This window comes from Type-E symbiont of Plautia stali (genome assembly GCF_059731115.1).
In genome coordinates this window covers 3,439,407-3,454,075 of sequence record NZ_AP035906.1, presented here as the reverse complement: position 1 = coordinate 3,454,075, position 14,669 = coordinate 3,439,407, and the positions used below count along the sequence as shown (strand labels likewise).

Here is a 14,669-nt window from a genome sequence, read left to right as displayed (position 1 = left end):
GCGGTGAAATGAAGCAGGGAAGCAGTATGGGCACAGGGATGTGCCCCTTTCTTTGTTACTGACTGGTGGATTATCGATGGATTTGATGCAATCAGGCGCTCCAACTCGCCGTTATTCTAAGCTCAGCGTCTTCTGTGCGGGCATCGCTTTATTTCATTGTTCTCAACTTATGGCTGCCAGTGATGCGCTCACCTCGGCAGGCACCATTACTTCAACAGGGCTGGCACAGCAACAGGATCTGCCCTCGTTAACCGGTGAAGTGGCCGAACCCGCATTGGCCCGAGTTCCGGACTCCCTAACCATCAATCAGGCAGTACAACGCGCCATTCAGTGGCATCCCGACATTGCGCAGGCAGTGGGGAAAATGCTGGAGCAGGCCAATCAGGTGGATGTGGCGAAAGCCAAATATTACCCGCAGGTAAGCGGCGGGATGAACAACGGTTACAGCAATGCTTATACCGAGAAGGGATTCAGCCCATCGTTCGTATTGTCGGTTTCGCAGATGCTGTATGACTTTGGCAAAGTTAGCAGTTCAGTGCGCTCCGCCGAAGCGGGCGTGGCGATGGAACAAGCCAATGTGTTAGTGAGCATTGATACCGTAGCCCACGATACGGCTTCCGCGCTGGTGGAAGTTCAGGGTTATCAGCAGTTGGTCAAAATTGCGCGGCAGCAACTGGATTCGCTGACGAAAATTGGCGATCTGGCACGTCAGCGTAATGACGAGGGCGCAGCTTCACTCTCCGATGCCACGCAAACGGATGCGCGTATCGAAGGGGCGCGCACCACACTGATTCAATATCAAGCCAACCTCGAACGCTGGCGTGCGACGCTGGCGACCTATCTTGGTTGGCCGTTGGTGAAAAAAGTCAGCGACGATTTCCCGGTGAATCTGACACGTTCGTGCGGGATAGCAAAAGCTGATGACAAGCTCAATCCAGCGGTACTCTCTGCATGGGCGCAGGCTAACCAGGCGCAAGCCAAATTGGATAACGCCAACGCGCAGAACATGCCGACTATTTCGCTTGAACCTCAGGTGACTCACTATCTCAACAACCATTACTCCGGCAGTGAAACGCTGGACCGCACGCAATATCAGGCTTTCGTTAAAGTCGAAATGCCGATTTATCAGGGCGGCGGTATCACGGCCGCACGCGATGCAGCGGCCAACGCGTTACTGGCGGCTAATGCGGCCGTCAACTCCGCGCGATTGAAAGCGCGTCAGCAACTGAGTGAATCGCAGACTCAGGCGCTAAGCCTGTCGCAGAGCCTGGCGATCATGGCGCGGCAACAAACGCTGGGCGAGAAAACTCAGCAGCTCTATCAGGATCAGTATCTGCAACTGGGCACCCGTCCATTACTGGATGTGCTTAACGCTGAGCAGGAAGTGTTCCAGACGCGTTTAACGCTCCAACAAACTATCAGCCAGCTACGAACGCTTCAGCTCGACTGCTTATACAGCACCGGGCACATCCGATCGGCGTTCGCTTTGAATAATCAGCGGATCCAGAATGTGGAGATCCAGCCATGACCCAATTACAAATTCCTGATGCTCCCAATGGCGATAGCAGTAGCGCTACGGGCGGCGATGTTCCATTGAATGGATGGGCAACCGCCATCATCCAGATCGCCACCCATTATCGCTTGCCCTGTTCACCAGGCATGATCATGGCCGCCGCCGAATGGCAGGGTAAGCAAACCCGTGATAAAGCACTGCGCCATTTGGCGCGTCAGGCTGGTTTATCACTACAGCTATATGAAGAGAATAAATGGGAAATCACCAGCTGGCGTTTGCCACTGGCGGTAGAACTGAACGATGGGCAAGTCGGTGTTATCACCAGTTTTGACGGTGATGATGAAGTGCGCGTGCATTTCTCCGGAGATGAACAACCCGCCCCCGTCGCGCTGGCAACGTTGCTGCCTGAAATACGCTTCGCCGCAGCATTACGCCCGGTAACGGCCGCAAAAGACAGCCGTGTCGATCGTTATCTGGCAACCGTAAAACCCAACTGGCTGATGAAGCTGGTGCTGCACGATATGCGGCCTTACGCCCATGTCATGCTGGCCTCCTTCCTGATCAACCTGATGGCGCTGGTCGGCATTATCTTCTCCATGCAGGTGTATGACCGCGTGATCCCCGCGCAATCTTATCCCACGCTGTATGTGCTCTATATTGGCGTCATTATCTCGGTAGTGTTCACTTATATCCTGCGCGTTGGGCGCGATCACGTCACCGATCTGCTGGGTAAACGCGCTGATATGCGTGTATCGGATCGCGTATTTGGCCATGCACTGCGGCTGCGTAACAGTGCGGTGCCGCGTTCGACCGGTACCTTTATTTCTCAGCTGCGCGAGCTGGAATCGATCCGTGAGATGGTGACTTCAACCACCGTCTCCGCCATCGTCGATATGCCGTTCTTCCTGCTGTTCCTGCTGGTGATGGCCATTATCGCTCCCCAGCTGGCATGGATAGCGCCCATCGCGGTGATTTTGATGGTGTTGCCAGGCCTGTTCAGCCAGAAAAAACTGGCGAAGCTGGCACAACAGGCGATGAAAGAGTCCACGCTACGTAATGCGGTGCTGGTGGAGAGCGTGCAGGGGCTGGAGGATATCAAGCTGATGCAGGCAGAAGATCGCTTCCTGCAACAGTGGAACAGCTACATTCGCATTACCGCGCAATCCGGCGTTGAGATGCGCAAAGTCATGCATTCGCTGATCAGTTGGGGCGTGACGGTGCAAGGTCTGGTGTATGCCAGTGTCATCGTAGTGGGTGCGCCAATGGTGATTAATGGCGATATCTCCACCGGTGCGATTGTGGCGGCATCCCTGCTTTCCTCTCGAATGATTGCTCCCATGGCAACACTGTGTGGTGTGCTGGCGCGCTGGCAGCAGGTGAAAGCCGCCAAAATCGGTCTGGATGCGTTGATGAACCTGCCGGTGGAAAACAGCAAAGACGAAACCCGTATTCATTGCCCGGTGCTGTTTGGCCATTACCAGTTCAATGATGCGATGTTCCGCTATTACAGTGATTCACTCACCGTCGCGTTGCGGATCAAAAGCCTGACAATTAAGCCCGGTGAGCGCGTGGCAGTGTTAGGCCGCAACGGTTCAGGCAAATCGACCTTACTGCAGGCGATGGTGGGCGGTATGGATTTGGTGGGTGGCGAACTGCGCCTGGATAATCTCAGCTTGCCGCATATCGATCTGGCCGATGTACGCCGCAACGTCGGTTTACTGACGCAGAACGCGCGCTTGTTCCACGGCACACTGCGCGAAAACCTGACGATGGGCGCGGCGCATGCCACCGATGACGCTATTTTCGGTGCATTAACCGTCAGCGGTGGTGCCGACTTCATCCGTCGTCTGCCGCTGGGACTGGATCATCCCATCATGGAAGGTGGCGTGGGGTTATCGGGAGGCCAACGGCAATCATTGCTGCTGGCGCGCATGTTGCTACGCGACCCGAATATCATTCTGCTCGATGAGCCGACTGCCGCGCTTGATGATCATACCGAGAAAGAGTTTATCGAGCGTTTAGGGGCCTGGCTCAATGGCCGCACCTTAATCGTCGCCACTCACCGTGCGGCGATCCTTGCATTGGTGGATCGCGTGTTGGTACTCAAGGATGGGCAACTGGTGATGGACAGCCCGAAAGAAAACGCACTGCCACCGCCGCGTGCGGGCGGTAGCCAGCCGGAGGTGCAAGCATGATGAAGCAACTTCCTGGCAAACTGCGGCTGGTAACAGCGGCGGAAGTGGATTCATCCGATGATCTGTTGGGTGAATTAAAGTCGGAAACCCATTACACCGGCGCGGTGCGGTTGATCACTATCAGTACCGCTCTGATGCTGGTTGCGCTGGTGTGGGCCTGGTTCGGCGTACTGGATGAAGTCTCAACCGGCACGGGCAAAGTAATCCCGAGTTCACGCGATCAGGTGCTGCAATCTTTAGAGGGCGGGATCCTCACCGAACTCTACGTGCACGAAGGCGATCGGGTGAAAGCGGGGCAGGTGGTGGCGCGTCTGGATGCCACACGTTCTCAATCCAGCGTCGGCGAGAGTGCGGCGCGTTATCGGGCGGCACTGGCGGCGGCATCGCGCCTGAGAGCCGAGGTCAACGATGATCCCCTCACGTTCCCGGATGAACTCAAGGCTTATCCCGATCTGATTGCCTCCGAGACGCGGTTGTACAAAACCAAACGCGCCCAGCTCAATGACTCGACTAAACAGTTCAAAGAGTCGCTGGCGTTGGCAAACAAAGAGTTAGCGATCACACAGCGACTGGCGAAAACCGGCGCAGCCAGTAGCGTTGAAGTGTTGCGTTTGCAGCGTGATAAATCGGATCTGGAATTGAAACTCACTGACATGCGCTCGCAATACTATGTGCAGGCGCGTGAGGAGCTGGCAAAAGCCAGTGCCGAGGCCGACAGCCTGGCTGAGGTGATCAAAGGGCGTGAAGATACGGTGACGCGCCTGACCATCCGTGCGCCGATGAATGGCATCGTGAAAAACATCAAAGTCTCCACGGTCGGCGGGGTTATTCCTCCCAATGGCGAACTGATGAACATCGTGCCACTCAACGACCGTCTGCTGATTGAGGCGCGCCTGTCACCGCGTGATATCGCCTTTATCCATCCCGGCCAGCGTGCGGTGGTGAAGATCTCGGCCTATGACTACGCGATTTATGGTGGCATGAACGGCGTGGTGGAAAGCATTTCACCGGATACTATCCAGGATGAGGTGAAGCCGGAGATTTACTACTATCGCGTGTTTATCCGCACTGATAACGACTACGTGCAGAACAAAGCCGGTAAGCGCTACTCGATCAGTCCGGGGATGGTTTCTACTGTCGATATCAAGACCGGCGAGAAGACCATCATGGATTATCTGGTGAAACCGTTTAATAAAGCCAAAGAGGCGATGCGCGAACGTTAATCGCACAATCTCGATGTTTAAGGGCCGCCGTTGAGGAGTCAACGGCGGCTTTTTTGTGTCAGTTAGTCAGGTGACTTAAAGGAAATTGATGTTTTATTAGTGTGTGAACCGGTGCCATTTTGCAAGACGATGTCATTTTTTATCCAGTATCAGCGCTAACCTGTTCGCCAAATCTAATGCTGAAAGGATGCAGCTAACCAAGGCCATTCTCAGGGAGTTTTCTCGGTTTTCTTTGACCTGATGGGTTGCAATGGTAATTACTGGAAGTTTTTTGACATTTTTAGAAAATTTTAGTGCGAATTAGTGAAGCGTGTTGGGGATTTGACTTAAACTTTCGTTAACTAGATGAATTAAAGCGTTTTATACCAGTAGGTGCTTTTTTGTGGTTAAGAATTGACCGCTGAATGGGTAAGGGTTCAATAAGAATATGCTTAAAATTCTTGTGCCGCCTGTTGCTGTATGTTACATAGAGTGTCGAATTTCTATCCCTTGCTCACTTCAGATTTTCTGTGAGCGTCGCAGTGAAAATAATAAAAAGAGCTTACCTCACTACCCGTTAAGCGGATGCCTATGCGCACGCCTTAACTTGTCACGCAGCGAGATAAACCGCCTGGATTCAGGTGGGATAGAACAGAAACGTTAACAAAATTAGCCGTCATGCTTCCACGATTTTGGGAGTGCGGCGATAGCATTTGCTAAACACCCCATGCAAAGGAACTGACATGAAGCAGGTTGTTTTTCAGGAGCAGCACAGTGGATTCATTGAGCCGCTGTTAATCGACTCAGTGCGTAAAACTCTGGCCGAACAAGGTGCCGCGCTGAGCAACCTTTCGCAGCAACTTGATAGCCAGCAATATCAAAATGCGCTGCACCTGATCATGAACTGCAAAGGCCACGTAATCCTCTCCGGTATGGGCAAGTCAGGGCATGTCGGCCGCAAGATGTCTGCCACGTTAGCCTCTACCGGAACACCCAGCTTCTTTATTCATCCTGCTGAAGCCTTCCATGGCGATCTCGGGATGATTACCCCTTATGACCTGTTGATTTTGATCTCCGCCAGTGGCGAAACCGATGAAATCCTCAAGTTAGTGCCCTCGCTGAAAAACTTCGGCAACCGCATTGTGGCGATTACCAATAACGGTGACTCCACTCTGGCTAAGAACGCTGATGCGGTGCTGGAACTCAACATGGAAAGCGAAAGCTGCCCCAATAATCTCGCGCCGACGACCTCCACCACCCTGACTATGGCAATAGGCGATGCGTTGGCGGTGGCGATGATTCACCAACGTAAATTCATGCCTGATGACTTTGCCCGTTACCACCCAGGCGGTTCGCTGGGGCGTCGTTTACTGACGCGCGTAGTGGATGTGATGCAGCGTGATGTGCCGACAGTAAATATCGACGCACCTTTCAAAACGGTCATTCAGAAAATCACCAGTGGCTGTCAGGGCATGGTGGTGGTCGAGGACGCAGCGGGAAATCTGGCAGGCATTATCACTGACGGTGACCTGCGCCGCTTTATGGAAAAAGAGGATGCGCTGGCATCTGCCACGGCTGAACAGATGATGACGCGTCAGCCGCTGACGCTGCCAGAAGAAACCATGATTTTTGAAGCAGAGGAAAAGATGCAAAAGCATCGCGTTTCTGCGCTTTTAGTTACCAATAAACTCAATAAGATCACCGGACTGGTAAGAATTTTCGACTAGCCGGACATGAATGGGTGTGTCGCGCGGTGAGCCGCAAGTCGTACCTCAACACGTGCCTGAGCACCCCAATAAAATTTGATGATAGTTCCATGTTGATGAAAGTGAAGTCCGCCGCATCCACGATGCGTTCGCGTTTTCCTGCCATTTCACTGGCGGAAATCCAGAAGCACCTGGCGAAAATTATCATTCTGCTGCCGATGGCGCTGCTGCTGATCTATCTCGTGATCTTCAGCCAGCCGCGCTATATGAGCGAATCCAAAGTCGCGATAAAACGTTCGGACGATCTCACCAGCAGTAGTCTTAATTTTGGCTTGTTGCTGGGTGCCTCTAATCCCAGTTCCGCCGAAGATGCGCTCTACCTCAAGGAGTACATCAATTCACCGGACATGCTCCGGGTGCTGGATAAGCAACTCGACTTCCATGAAGCCTTTAGCCATAGCGGGTTGGATTTCCTCAACCATCTGGCGAAGGAAGAGACTGCCGAACGCTTCCTGCAGTATTACCGCGACCGTATCAGCATTGCTTACGACGACAAAACCGGCCTGCTGGATATCCAGACGCAAGGCTTCAGCCCAGAATTTGCGCTGAAGTTTAACCAGGCCGTGTTGAAAGAATCCGAGCGCTTTATCAACGAACTGTCGCACCGGATTGCACGCGATCAGCTCTCGTTTGCTGAAGCGGAAATGGAGAAAGCACGCGTTCGACTGGATGCCAGCAAAAGTGAATTGCTCGCTTACCAGAACAGCAACAACGTGCTGGACCCGGAAGCGCAGGCTCTTGCCGCCAGTACCCTGGTCAATACCCTGATGGGTCAAAAGATCCAGATGGAAGCCGATCTGCGTAACCTGCTGACCTATCTGCGTGATGACGCGCCGCAGGTGGTGAGTGCGCAAAACGCGATCTCCTCCTTACAAGCGCAGATTGACGCTGAAAAAAGCAAAATCACCGCGCCGCAGGGCCACAAGCTGAACCGTATGGCGGTGGATTTTGAAGAGATTAAATCGAAGGTAGCGTTTGATACCGAGCTGTACAAGCTGGCGCTGACTTCGATTGAGAAAACCCGCGTGGAAGCGGCGCGCAAGCTGAAAGTCTTGTCGGTGATCAGTTCACCGCAGCAGCCGCAAGAATCCACATTCCCCAATACCCCTTATTTGATCGCCTGCTGGTTGCTGGTGTGCTGCTTACTGTTCGGCACCCTGAAATTGCTGTTAGCCGTTATTGAAGATCACCGGGATTAATTGAGTTCGTCATGAAATTATTGAAGTCACTGTTATTGCTTGCTGTCTGGCAAGCCACCTCCGCCAGCGCGGCCGTCGATATTAATGCCGATCCGAATCTGACCGGTGCGGCACCGTTGCCTTCGTTCCTCACTGGCCAGCAGAGTCAGGTGCAAAGCAGCGATGGGTTTGATAACACCCCGCGCCCGGTAGCATCGGCGATGATGAGCCGCATGTTTGGCGCACAGCTGTTTAACGGCACCAGCGCCGATAGCGGCGCAACCGTCGGCTTTAACCCTGGCTATGTGCTTAATCCTGGCGACAGCATTCAGGTTCGTTTGTGGGGCGCGTTCACTTTTGATGGCGCATTACAGGTCGATCCGAAAGGCAATATCTTCCTGCCGAATGTGGGGCCGGTAAAAGTCGCGGGCGTGAGCAACAGTCAGCTGAATGCGTTAGTGACTAGCAAAGTCAAAGAGGTTTATCAGGCTAACGTCAGTGTGTACGCCTCGCTGCTGCAGGCGCAGCCGGTGAAGGTTTACGTGACCGGTTTTGTGCGCAGCCCTGGCTTGTATGGAGGTGTGACCTCTGATTCCCTGCTCAACTACCTGATTAAAGCGGGCGGCGTCGATCCCGATCGCGGCAGTTATGTCGATATCGTGGTGAAGCGTGGCAACCGCGTGCGTTCCAGCATTAACCTGTATGACTTCCTGCTCAACGGCAAGCTGGGTCTGTCACAGTTTGCCGATGGTGACACCATCGTGGTGGGGCCGCGTCAGCACACCTTTAGCGTGCAGGGTGATGTGTTCAACAGCTATGACTTTGAATTCCGTGACAGCAGCATTCCGGTGACGGAAGCGCTGAGCTGGGCGCGTGCTAAACCAGGCGCAACTAACATCACTATTATCCGTCAGCAGGGCTTGCAGAAACGTAGCGAGTATTACCCGATCAGTTCTGCGCCGGGCCGCATGTTGCAGGATGGCGATACGCTGATTGTCAGCACCGATCGCTATGCCGGCACCATTCAGGTTCGCGTCGAAGGTGCGCACTCTGGCGAACATGCGATGGTGCTGCCATACGGTTCAAGCATGCGTGCGGTGTTAGCGAAGATCCGCACCAACAGCATGTCTGAAATGAGTGCTATCCAGCTTTACCGTCCTTCTGTGGCGCAGCGTCAGAAAGAGATGCTGGATCTGTCCCTGCAGAAACTGGAAGAGGCCTCGCTCTCTGCCCAGTCCTCCACCAAAGAAGAAGCCAGCCTGCGCATGCAGGAAGCTCAGCTGATCAGCCGCTTCGTCAACAAAGCGCGCAACGTGGTGCCGAAGGGTGAAGTGATCCTCAACGAGAAGAACCTCGATTCGATTCTGCTGGAAGATGGCGACGTGATTAACATCCCGCAGAAAACCTCGCTGGTTATGGTGCATGGCGAAGTGCTGTTCCCGAATGCAGTTAGCTGGGAGAAAGGCATGAGCCCGAAAGATTACATTGAGAAGTGTGGTGGTCTGACGCAGAAATCGGGTAACGCCAAGATTGTGGTGATTCGTCAGAACGGGGCAGCCGAGAACGGTGAAGATGTTGACACGCTGAACCCAGGCGACGAGCTGATGGTACTGCCGAAGTACGAATCGAAGAACATCGAAGTGACACGTGGTATTTCCACCATCCTCTACCAGCTGGCGGTGGGTGCGAAAGTGATTCTGTCGATCTAAGGAATGGATATGAACAAAGCAGTGATTGTGATCCCCGCTCGTTTTGGCTCCTCGCGTCTGCCGGGCAAACCCTTGCTGGATATCGTCGGCAAACCGATGATCCAGCACGTCTATGAGCGTGCGCTGCAAGTGGTGGGCGTGGACGAAGTATGGGTAGCGACCGATGATGAACGTGTGATGCAGGCCGTCGCCGATTTCGGCGGTAAGGCGATCATGACGCGCGATGACCACGAATCGGGCACTGACCGTCTGGTAGAAGTGATGCAGAAGGTTGAGGCGGATATCTACATCAATCTGCAGGGCGATGAACCGATGATTCGTCCGCAGGATGTGGCGCATCTGGTACAGGGCATGCGTGATGATGCAGCGTTACCCGTAGCAACCTTATGCCACCCGATCTCTGCAGAAGAAGCGCTGGAAGCCAGTACAGTAAAGGTAGTGGTGAATACGCGCCGCGATGCGCTCTACTTCAGCCGTTCACCGATTCCTTATCCGCGTAATGCCGATAAAGCCCGTTATCTAAAACATGTCGGGATTTACGCCTATCGCCGTGATGTGCTGCAAAACTACAGCCAACTACCAGAAGCCATGCCGGAACAGGCAGAGTCACTGGAGCAGTTGCGTTTAATGAACGCAGGCATTGCGATTCGCGCTTTTGAAGTCGCGGCTATCGGGCCGGGCGTTGATACGCCAGCCTGCCTCGACAAAGTTCGCCAGCTGATGGCACAGGAGCTTGCGGAAACCGCATGATTGGCATCTTCTCTTCCGGTATCTGGCGCATTCCGCAGCTGGAGAATTTTCTGACACAACCGTGTCAGAAACTTTCTGCACTGCGCCCGATCCCGCAGGAGATAGATACGGTTGCTGTATGGGGACATCGCCCCAGCGCCGCCAAACCGGTTGCGCTGGCTCAGGCTGCCGGTAAATCCGTTCTTCGTCTGGAAGATGGTTTTATCCGCTCACTGGATCTCGGCGTTAACGGTGCACCGCCTCTCTCCATCGTAATGGACGATTGCGGTATCTATTACGATGCCAACCAGCCAAGTGCACTGGAAAAACTGATTCAGGATAAAGCCGGTAACGCGGCTTTAGCTGAACAGGCGCGTGAAGCGATGCAAACCATCGTGACTGAAGATCTTTCAAAATATAATCAGGCTCCGGCTTTTGTCGCAGGTGATGCCCTCAATCCTGAGCTGGTGTTGGTGGTCGATCAGACCTTCAACGATATGTCTGTCACCTATGGCAATGCCGGTGCCGATGATTTCACGGCGATGCTGGATGCAGCGATCAAAGAAAACCCGCAGGCTATCATCTGGGTCAAAGTGCATCCTGATGTCCTTCAGGGCAAGAAGGCAGGCTATTACGCCAATCTCCAGTCAACGCATCGCGTGCACCTGATGGCGGACAACGTGAGTCCGCAGTCTCTGTTACGCCACGTTTCACGTGTTTATGTGATGACCTCGCAGTACGGTTTTGAAGCACTAATCGCGGGCAAACATGTGACCTGTTTTGGTCTACCGTGGTACGCCGGTTGGGGATTGACTGACGATCGTCATCCGAAAGCTCAAGAGCTGGCAATGCGCCGTGGTAACGCATCATTGGTGGAACTGTTTGCCGCCGCGTATCTGCGTTACTGCCGTTATATCGATCCGCATACTGGCGCGGCAAGCGACTTATTTACTGTGCTGCATTGGATGCAATTACAACGTCGGCATCAGCAGCAGCGTAGCGGGCATTTATGGGCGCCGGGCTTAACGCTGTGGAAATCCACCATCCTCAAACCTTTCTTACGCACCACTGCGAATAAATTGAGCTTCTCACGCCGCTGTTCAGCAGCGACGGCGTGCATTGTCTGGGGTGTGAAAGGGGAGCAACGCTGGCAGGAAGAAGCCAACAGGCGCTTGCTGCCGATGTGGCGGATGGAAGATGGCTTCTTGCGGTCATCTGGCCTGGGTTCCGATTTGCTACCACCACTTTCACTGGTGCTGGATAAGCGCGGCATCTATTACGATGCAACCCGTCCAAGCGACCTGGAAGTTTTGCTGAACCACAGCCAACTCACACTGGCTCAACAGCTACGTGCAGAAAAGTTTCAGCAGCGCCTGGTGGAGAGCAAGCTGAGTAAATACAACCTTGGCGCGGACTTTACGTTGCCCGCTGTCGCGCAGGGTAAAACAGTGATTCTGGTGCCGGGACAGGTTGAAGATGATGCTTCGATTCTTACAGGCACAATTTCCATTAATACCAATCTCGGCTTGCTGTGCACCGTGCGTGAGCGCAATCCTGATGCCTTCGTGATCTACAAGCCACATCCTGATGTGCTGGTGGGTAATCGCAAAGGCGACATTCCTGCCGAACAGGTTGCACAGTTCGCTGACTACCAGGCGCTGGACGCCGACATCATTCAATGCATCCAGATTGCGGACGAATTGCATACGCTCACGTCGCTTTCGGGTTTTGAAGCGCTGCTGCACGGCAAGAAAGTATTTTGTTATGGCCTGCCATTTTATGCAGGTTGGGGACTCACCACGGATGAGCACAGCTGCCGTCGTCGTAGTCGCCGTTTGCTGCTATCAGACCTGATCTATCAGGCATTTATTGTTTATCCGAGTTACATCCATCCTCTGCGCCTTGAGCCGATTGCGGCGGAAGAAGCGGCTGAATACCTCATTCATACGCCACGCAGACAGATGTTTATTACAAAAAAGAAAGCGGGACGGATTATCCGTCATTACCGCAAGTTACTGATGTTTATTAAGGTCAGGTTCGGCTGAAGATAGCCGGTTACGGACAATAATGAATAACCATGAAGGTTGAATATGCACAGTAATGCATTGACCATTTTGCTGTCTGGGAAAAAATACCTGCTACTTCAGGGACCGATGGGACCGTTTTTCAATGATGTGGCGGTTTGGCTGGAATCATTGGGACGTGAAGCGGTGAATGTCGTATTCAACGGTGGCGATCGGTTTTACTGTCGCCAGCGTGAATATCTGACGTTTGAACAGACGCCGAAGGAATTTCCTGGTTGGTTGCGCGACACTCATGCCAGCTACGACTTCGATACGATTCTGTGCTTTGGCGATTGCCGGCCATTGCATCAGGCTGCAGGGCGTTGGGCGAAATCCAAGGGTATTCGCTTCCTCGCTTTTGAAGAGGGGTATCTGCGTCCGCACTTCATTACGGTGGAAGAGGGCGGGGTGAATGCACACTCCTCACTGCCGCGCGACCCTGATTTCTATCGTCAATTGCCAGAGATTCCTGCTGCGCAGGTGGAGCACCTGAAACCTTCTGCGATGAAGCGCATTGGCCATGCGACCTGGTATTATCTGGTCGGCTGGCGCTACCGTCATGAGTTCCATAAATATCGCCATCACAAATCCTTCTCACCCTGGTATGAAGCGCAATGCTGGATTCGGGCTTACTGGCGCAAACAGCTCTACGGTGTAATGCAGCGTAAGGTGTTACCGCGTTTGCAGTCAGAACTGGATCAGCGTTATTTCCTGGCGATCTTGCAGGTGTACAACGACAGCCAGATCCGTAACCACAGCCGCTATGACGATGTGCGTGATTATATTAATGACGTGATGTATTCCTTCGCCCGCAAAGCGCCGAAAGATAGCCATTTGGTGATAAAACACCATCCGATGGATCGCGGTCATCGCTTATATGGGCCGCTGATTAAGCGCTTAGGGAAAGAGTTTGGTGTGAGTGACCGTGTAATCTATGTGCACGATTTGCCGATGCCGGAATTACTGACACATGCTAAGGCGGTGGTCACGATTAACAGTACGGCAGGGATCTCAGCACTGATTCACAATAAGCCACTGAAGGTGATGGGCAATGCCCTCTACGACATTAAGGGGCTGACGTATCAAGGACATTTGCACCAGTTTTGGCAGGCTGGGTTTAAGCCGGATATGAAGTTGTTTAAGCAGTTTAGGGGGTATTTGCTGGAGAATACGCAGGTTAATGCGGTTTATTATTCAGTTGGTAATTATAATAGTGCTGTTCAGATGTCTTTCTCATCAAGCCTGATGAATTATGAGTTAAAATATTAAAGGGGATATTTATATCCCCACTATGAATTAATTATAACCATTAGGGTTTTTTTTCTGCCAATTCCAAGTATCTTCAATCATGTTTCTCAAGTCTCTTTTTGCTGACCATCCTAAGTCTCTTTTTGCTGCTTGTGGATCAGACCAGCATTCTCCGATGTCGCCATCTCGACGATGAGTGATTTGATAGCGTATCGTCTTTCCTGTTACTTCTTGAAATTTTTTAACCAACTCTAGAACAGAATGACCATTTCCTGTTCCGAGGTTATATACTCGAAATGAGTTCTGTTTCCATTCTTTTTTTAGCGCAGATATATGTCCTTCAGCCAAATCCATTACATGAATGTAGTCTCGTACACCTGTGCCATCTTCTGTTTCATAATCTGACCCAAAAATATTCAATGTTTCGTATTTGCCTACAGCAACGCCTGAAATATAGGGCATGACGTTATTAGGAACTCCTGATGGACTTTCGCCAATAGCACCAGAAGCGTGGGCGCCAACAGGATTGAAATAGCGCAAACAGGTGACGTTAAGTTCGCTTGAAGACTTAACTAAATCACTTAAGATGTTTTCAACTGCTAATTTCGAATAACCATAGGGATTTGTAGTTCCCCCAATGCGGCAACTTTCCGTTAGGGGGACCTTTTCAGGTTTACCGTATACTGTTGCCGAAGAACTGAAAATAAAGTTATATACGCCATTATTAATCATTTCTTCTAGTAAAACTAAAGTCCCTGTCACATTATTATTGTAATATTCTAATGGTTTTTTGTTTGACTCACTAACGGATTTTAATCCAGCAAAGTGAATAACATCAGTTACTTTATTTTCAGTGAATATTTTTTGTAAAATGTTCTTATCTCGGATGTCGCCGATATACACTTTAGGTTTTTTGTTTGTTAAGGATTCCACTCTGTTTAATGATTCTATGCTTGAATTAGATAGGTTATCTAGCACAATAACACTATAACCATTTTCTAAAAGTGAAAGGACAGTATGGGACCCAATATAGCCAGCTCCGCCAGTAACTAAAATAGACATTATT

10 protein-coding genes are annotated in these 14,669 nt (G+C 52.1%); 9 read left to right on the top strand and 1 reads right to left on the bottom strand.

All coding sequences use genetic code 11. From position 1 onward, the window contains the following. The first annotated feature begins 76 nt into the window (after nt 1-76). The 9 genes from AC6I8L_RS15835 (at nt 77) to AC6I8L_RS15795 (ending at nt 13,624) form a co-directional block, all read left to right on the top strand. A complete protein-coding gene (locus AC6I8L_RS15835) occupies nt 77-1,528 on the top strand; it encodes a TolC family outer membrane protein (RefSeq protein ID WP_058961873.1) in 1,452 nt (483 codons plus the stop codon). After that, complete coding sequence (locus AC6I8L_RS15830; RefSeq protein WP_058961874.1) at nt 1,525-3,708, top strand: type I secretion system permease/ATPase; 2,184 nt, start codon at nt 1,525-1,527, stop codon at nt 3,706-3,708. Before AC6I8L_RS15835 ends, AC6I8L_RS15830 begins: the two co-directional genes overlap by 4 nt. Beyond that, nucleotides 3,708-4,931, top strand: coding sequence for an HlyD family type I secretion periplasmic adaptor subunit (locus tag AC6I8L_RS15825; RefSeq protein ID WP_374754048.1), 1,224 nt, complete (start codon nt 3,708-3,710; stop codon nt 4,929-4,931). Before AC6I8L_RS15830 ends, AC6I8L_RS15825 begins: the two co-directional genes overlap by 1 nt. Nucleotides 4,932-5,653: 722 nt before the next feature. Next, entirely contained in the window at nt 5,654-6,637 is a 984-nt protein-coding gene (locus tag AC6I8L_RS15820) for a KpsF/GutQ family sugar-phosphate isomerase (RefSeq protein ID WP_058961876.1), read from the top strand. Between the two features lie 89 nt (nt 6,638-6,726). After that, nucleotides 6,727-7,875 carry a capsule biosynthesis protein gene (locus AC6I8L_RS15815; RefSeq protein ID WP_058961877.1) on the top strand — a complete coding sequence of 383 codons (1,149 nt, stop codon included), beginning with the start codon at nt 6,727-6,729 and terminating at the stop codon, nt 7,873-7,875. Nucleotides 7,876-7,886: 11 nt separating this feature from the next. Further along, nucleotides 7,887-9,563, top strand: coding sequence for a polysaccharide biosynthesis/export family protein (locus tag AC6I8L_RS15810; protein WP_058961878.1), 1,677 nt, complete (start codon nt 7,887-7,889; stop codon nt 9,561-9,563). Nucleotides 9,564-9,572: 9 nt separating this feature from the next. Then, nucleotides 9,573-10,313 (top strand): 3-deoxy-manno-octulosonate cytidylyltransferase, encoded by a 741-nt coding sequence (gene kdsB / locus AC6I8L_RS15805; protein ID WP_058961879.1) that lies wholly within the window; start codon nt 9,573-9,575, stop codon nt 10,311-10,313. After that, entirely contained in the window at nt 10,310-12,337 is a 2,028-nt protein-coding gene (locus AC6I8L_RS15800) for a capsule polysaccharide biogenesis protein (RefSeq protein ID WP_479402432.1), read from the top strand. Before kdsB ends, AC6I8L_RS15800 begins: the two co-directional genes overlap by 4 nt. Before the next feature lie 45 nt (nt 12,338-12,382). Next, nucleotides 12,383-13,624, top strand: a complete 1,242-nt coding sequence (locus AC6I8L_RS15795; protein WP_058961880.1) for a capsule polysaccharide biogenesis protein — start codon at nt 12,383-12,385, stop codon at nt 13,622-13,624. Nucleotides 13,625-13,651: 27 nt separating this feature from the next. Here AC6I8L_RS15795 and galE read toward each other — a convergent pair whose 3' ends face one another. Next, nucleotides 13,652-14,665: a UDP-glucose 4-epimerase GalE gene (galE, locus tag AC6I8L_RS15790; RefSeq protein ID WP_479402967.1), complete on the bottom strand. Its 1,014-nt coding sequence runs from the start codon at nt 14,663-14,665 to the stop codon at nt 13,652-13,654. Between the last annotated feature and the right edge of the window lie 4 nt (nt 14,666-14,669).

Coding starts and splice junctions, on each gene's coding strand:
- galE (WP_479402967.1), bottom strand. CDS start 14,665: ATGTCTATTTTAGTTACTGGCGGAGCTGGCTATATTGGGTCCCATACT.
- kdsB (WP_058961879.1), top strand. CDS start 9,573: ATGAACAAAGCAGTGATTGTGATCCCCGCTCGTTTTGGCTCCTCGCGT.
- AC6I8L_RS15825 (WP_374754048.1), top strand. CDS start 3,708: ATGAAGCAACTTCCTGGCAAACTGCGGCTGGTAACAGCGGCGGAAGTG.
- AC6I8L_RS15795 (WP_058961880.1), top strand. CDS start 12,383: ATGCACAGTAATGCATTGACCATTTTGCTGTCTGGGAAAAAATACCTG.
- AC6I8L_RS15820 (WP_058961876.1), top strand. CDS start 5,654: ATGAAGCAGGTTGTTTTTCAGGAGCAGCACAGTGGATTCATTGAGCCG.
- AC6I8L_RS15835 (WP_058961873.1), top strand. CDS start 77: ATGGATTTGATGCAATCAGGCGCTCCAACTCGCCGTTATTCTAAGCTC.
- AC6I8L_RS15810 (WP_058961878.1), top strand. CDS start 7,887: ATGAAATTATTGAAGTCACTGTTATTGCTTGCTGTCTGGCAAGCCACC.
- AC6I8L_RS15830 (WP_058961874.1), top strand. CDS start 1,525: ATGACCCAATTACAAATTCCTGATGCTCCCAATGGCGATAGCAGTAGC.
- AC6I8L_RS15815 (WP_058961877.1), top strand. CDS start 6,727: ATGTTGATGAAAGTGAAGTCCGCCGCATCCACGATGCGTTCGCGTTTT.
- AC6I8L_RS15800 (WP_479402432.1), top strand. CDS start 10,310: ATGATTGGCATCTTCTCTTCCGGTATCTGGCGCATTCCGCAGCTGGAG.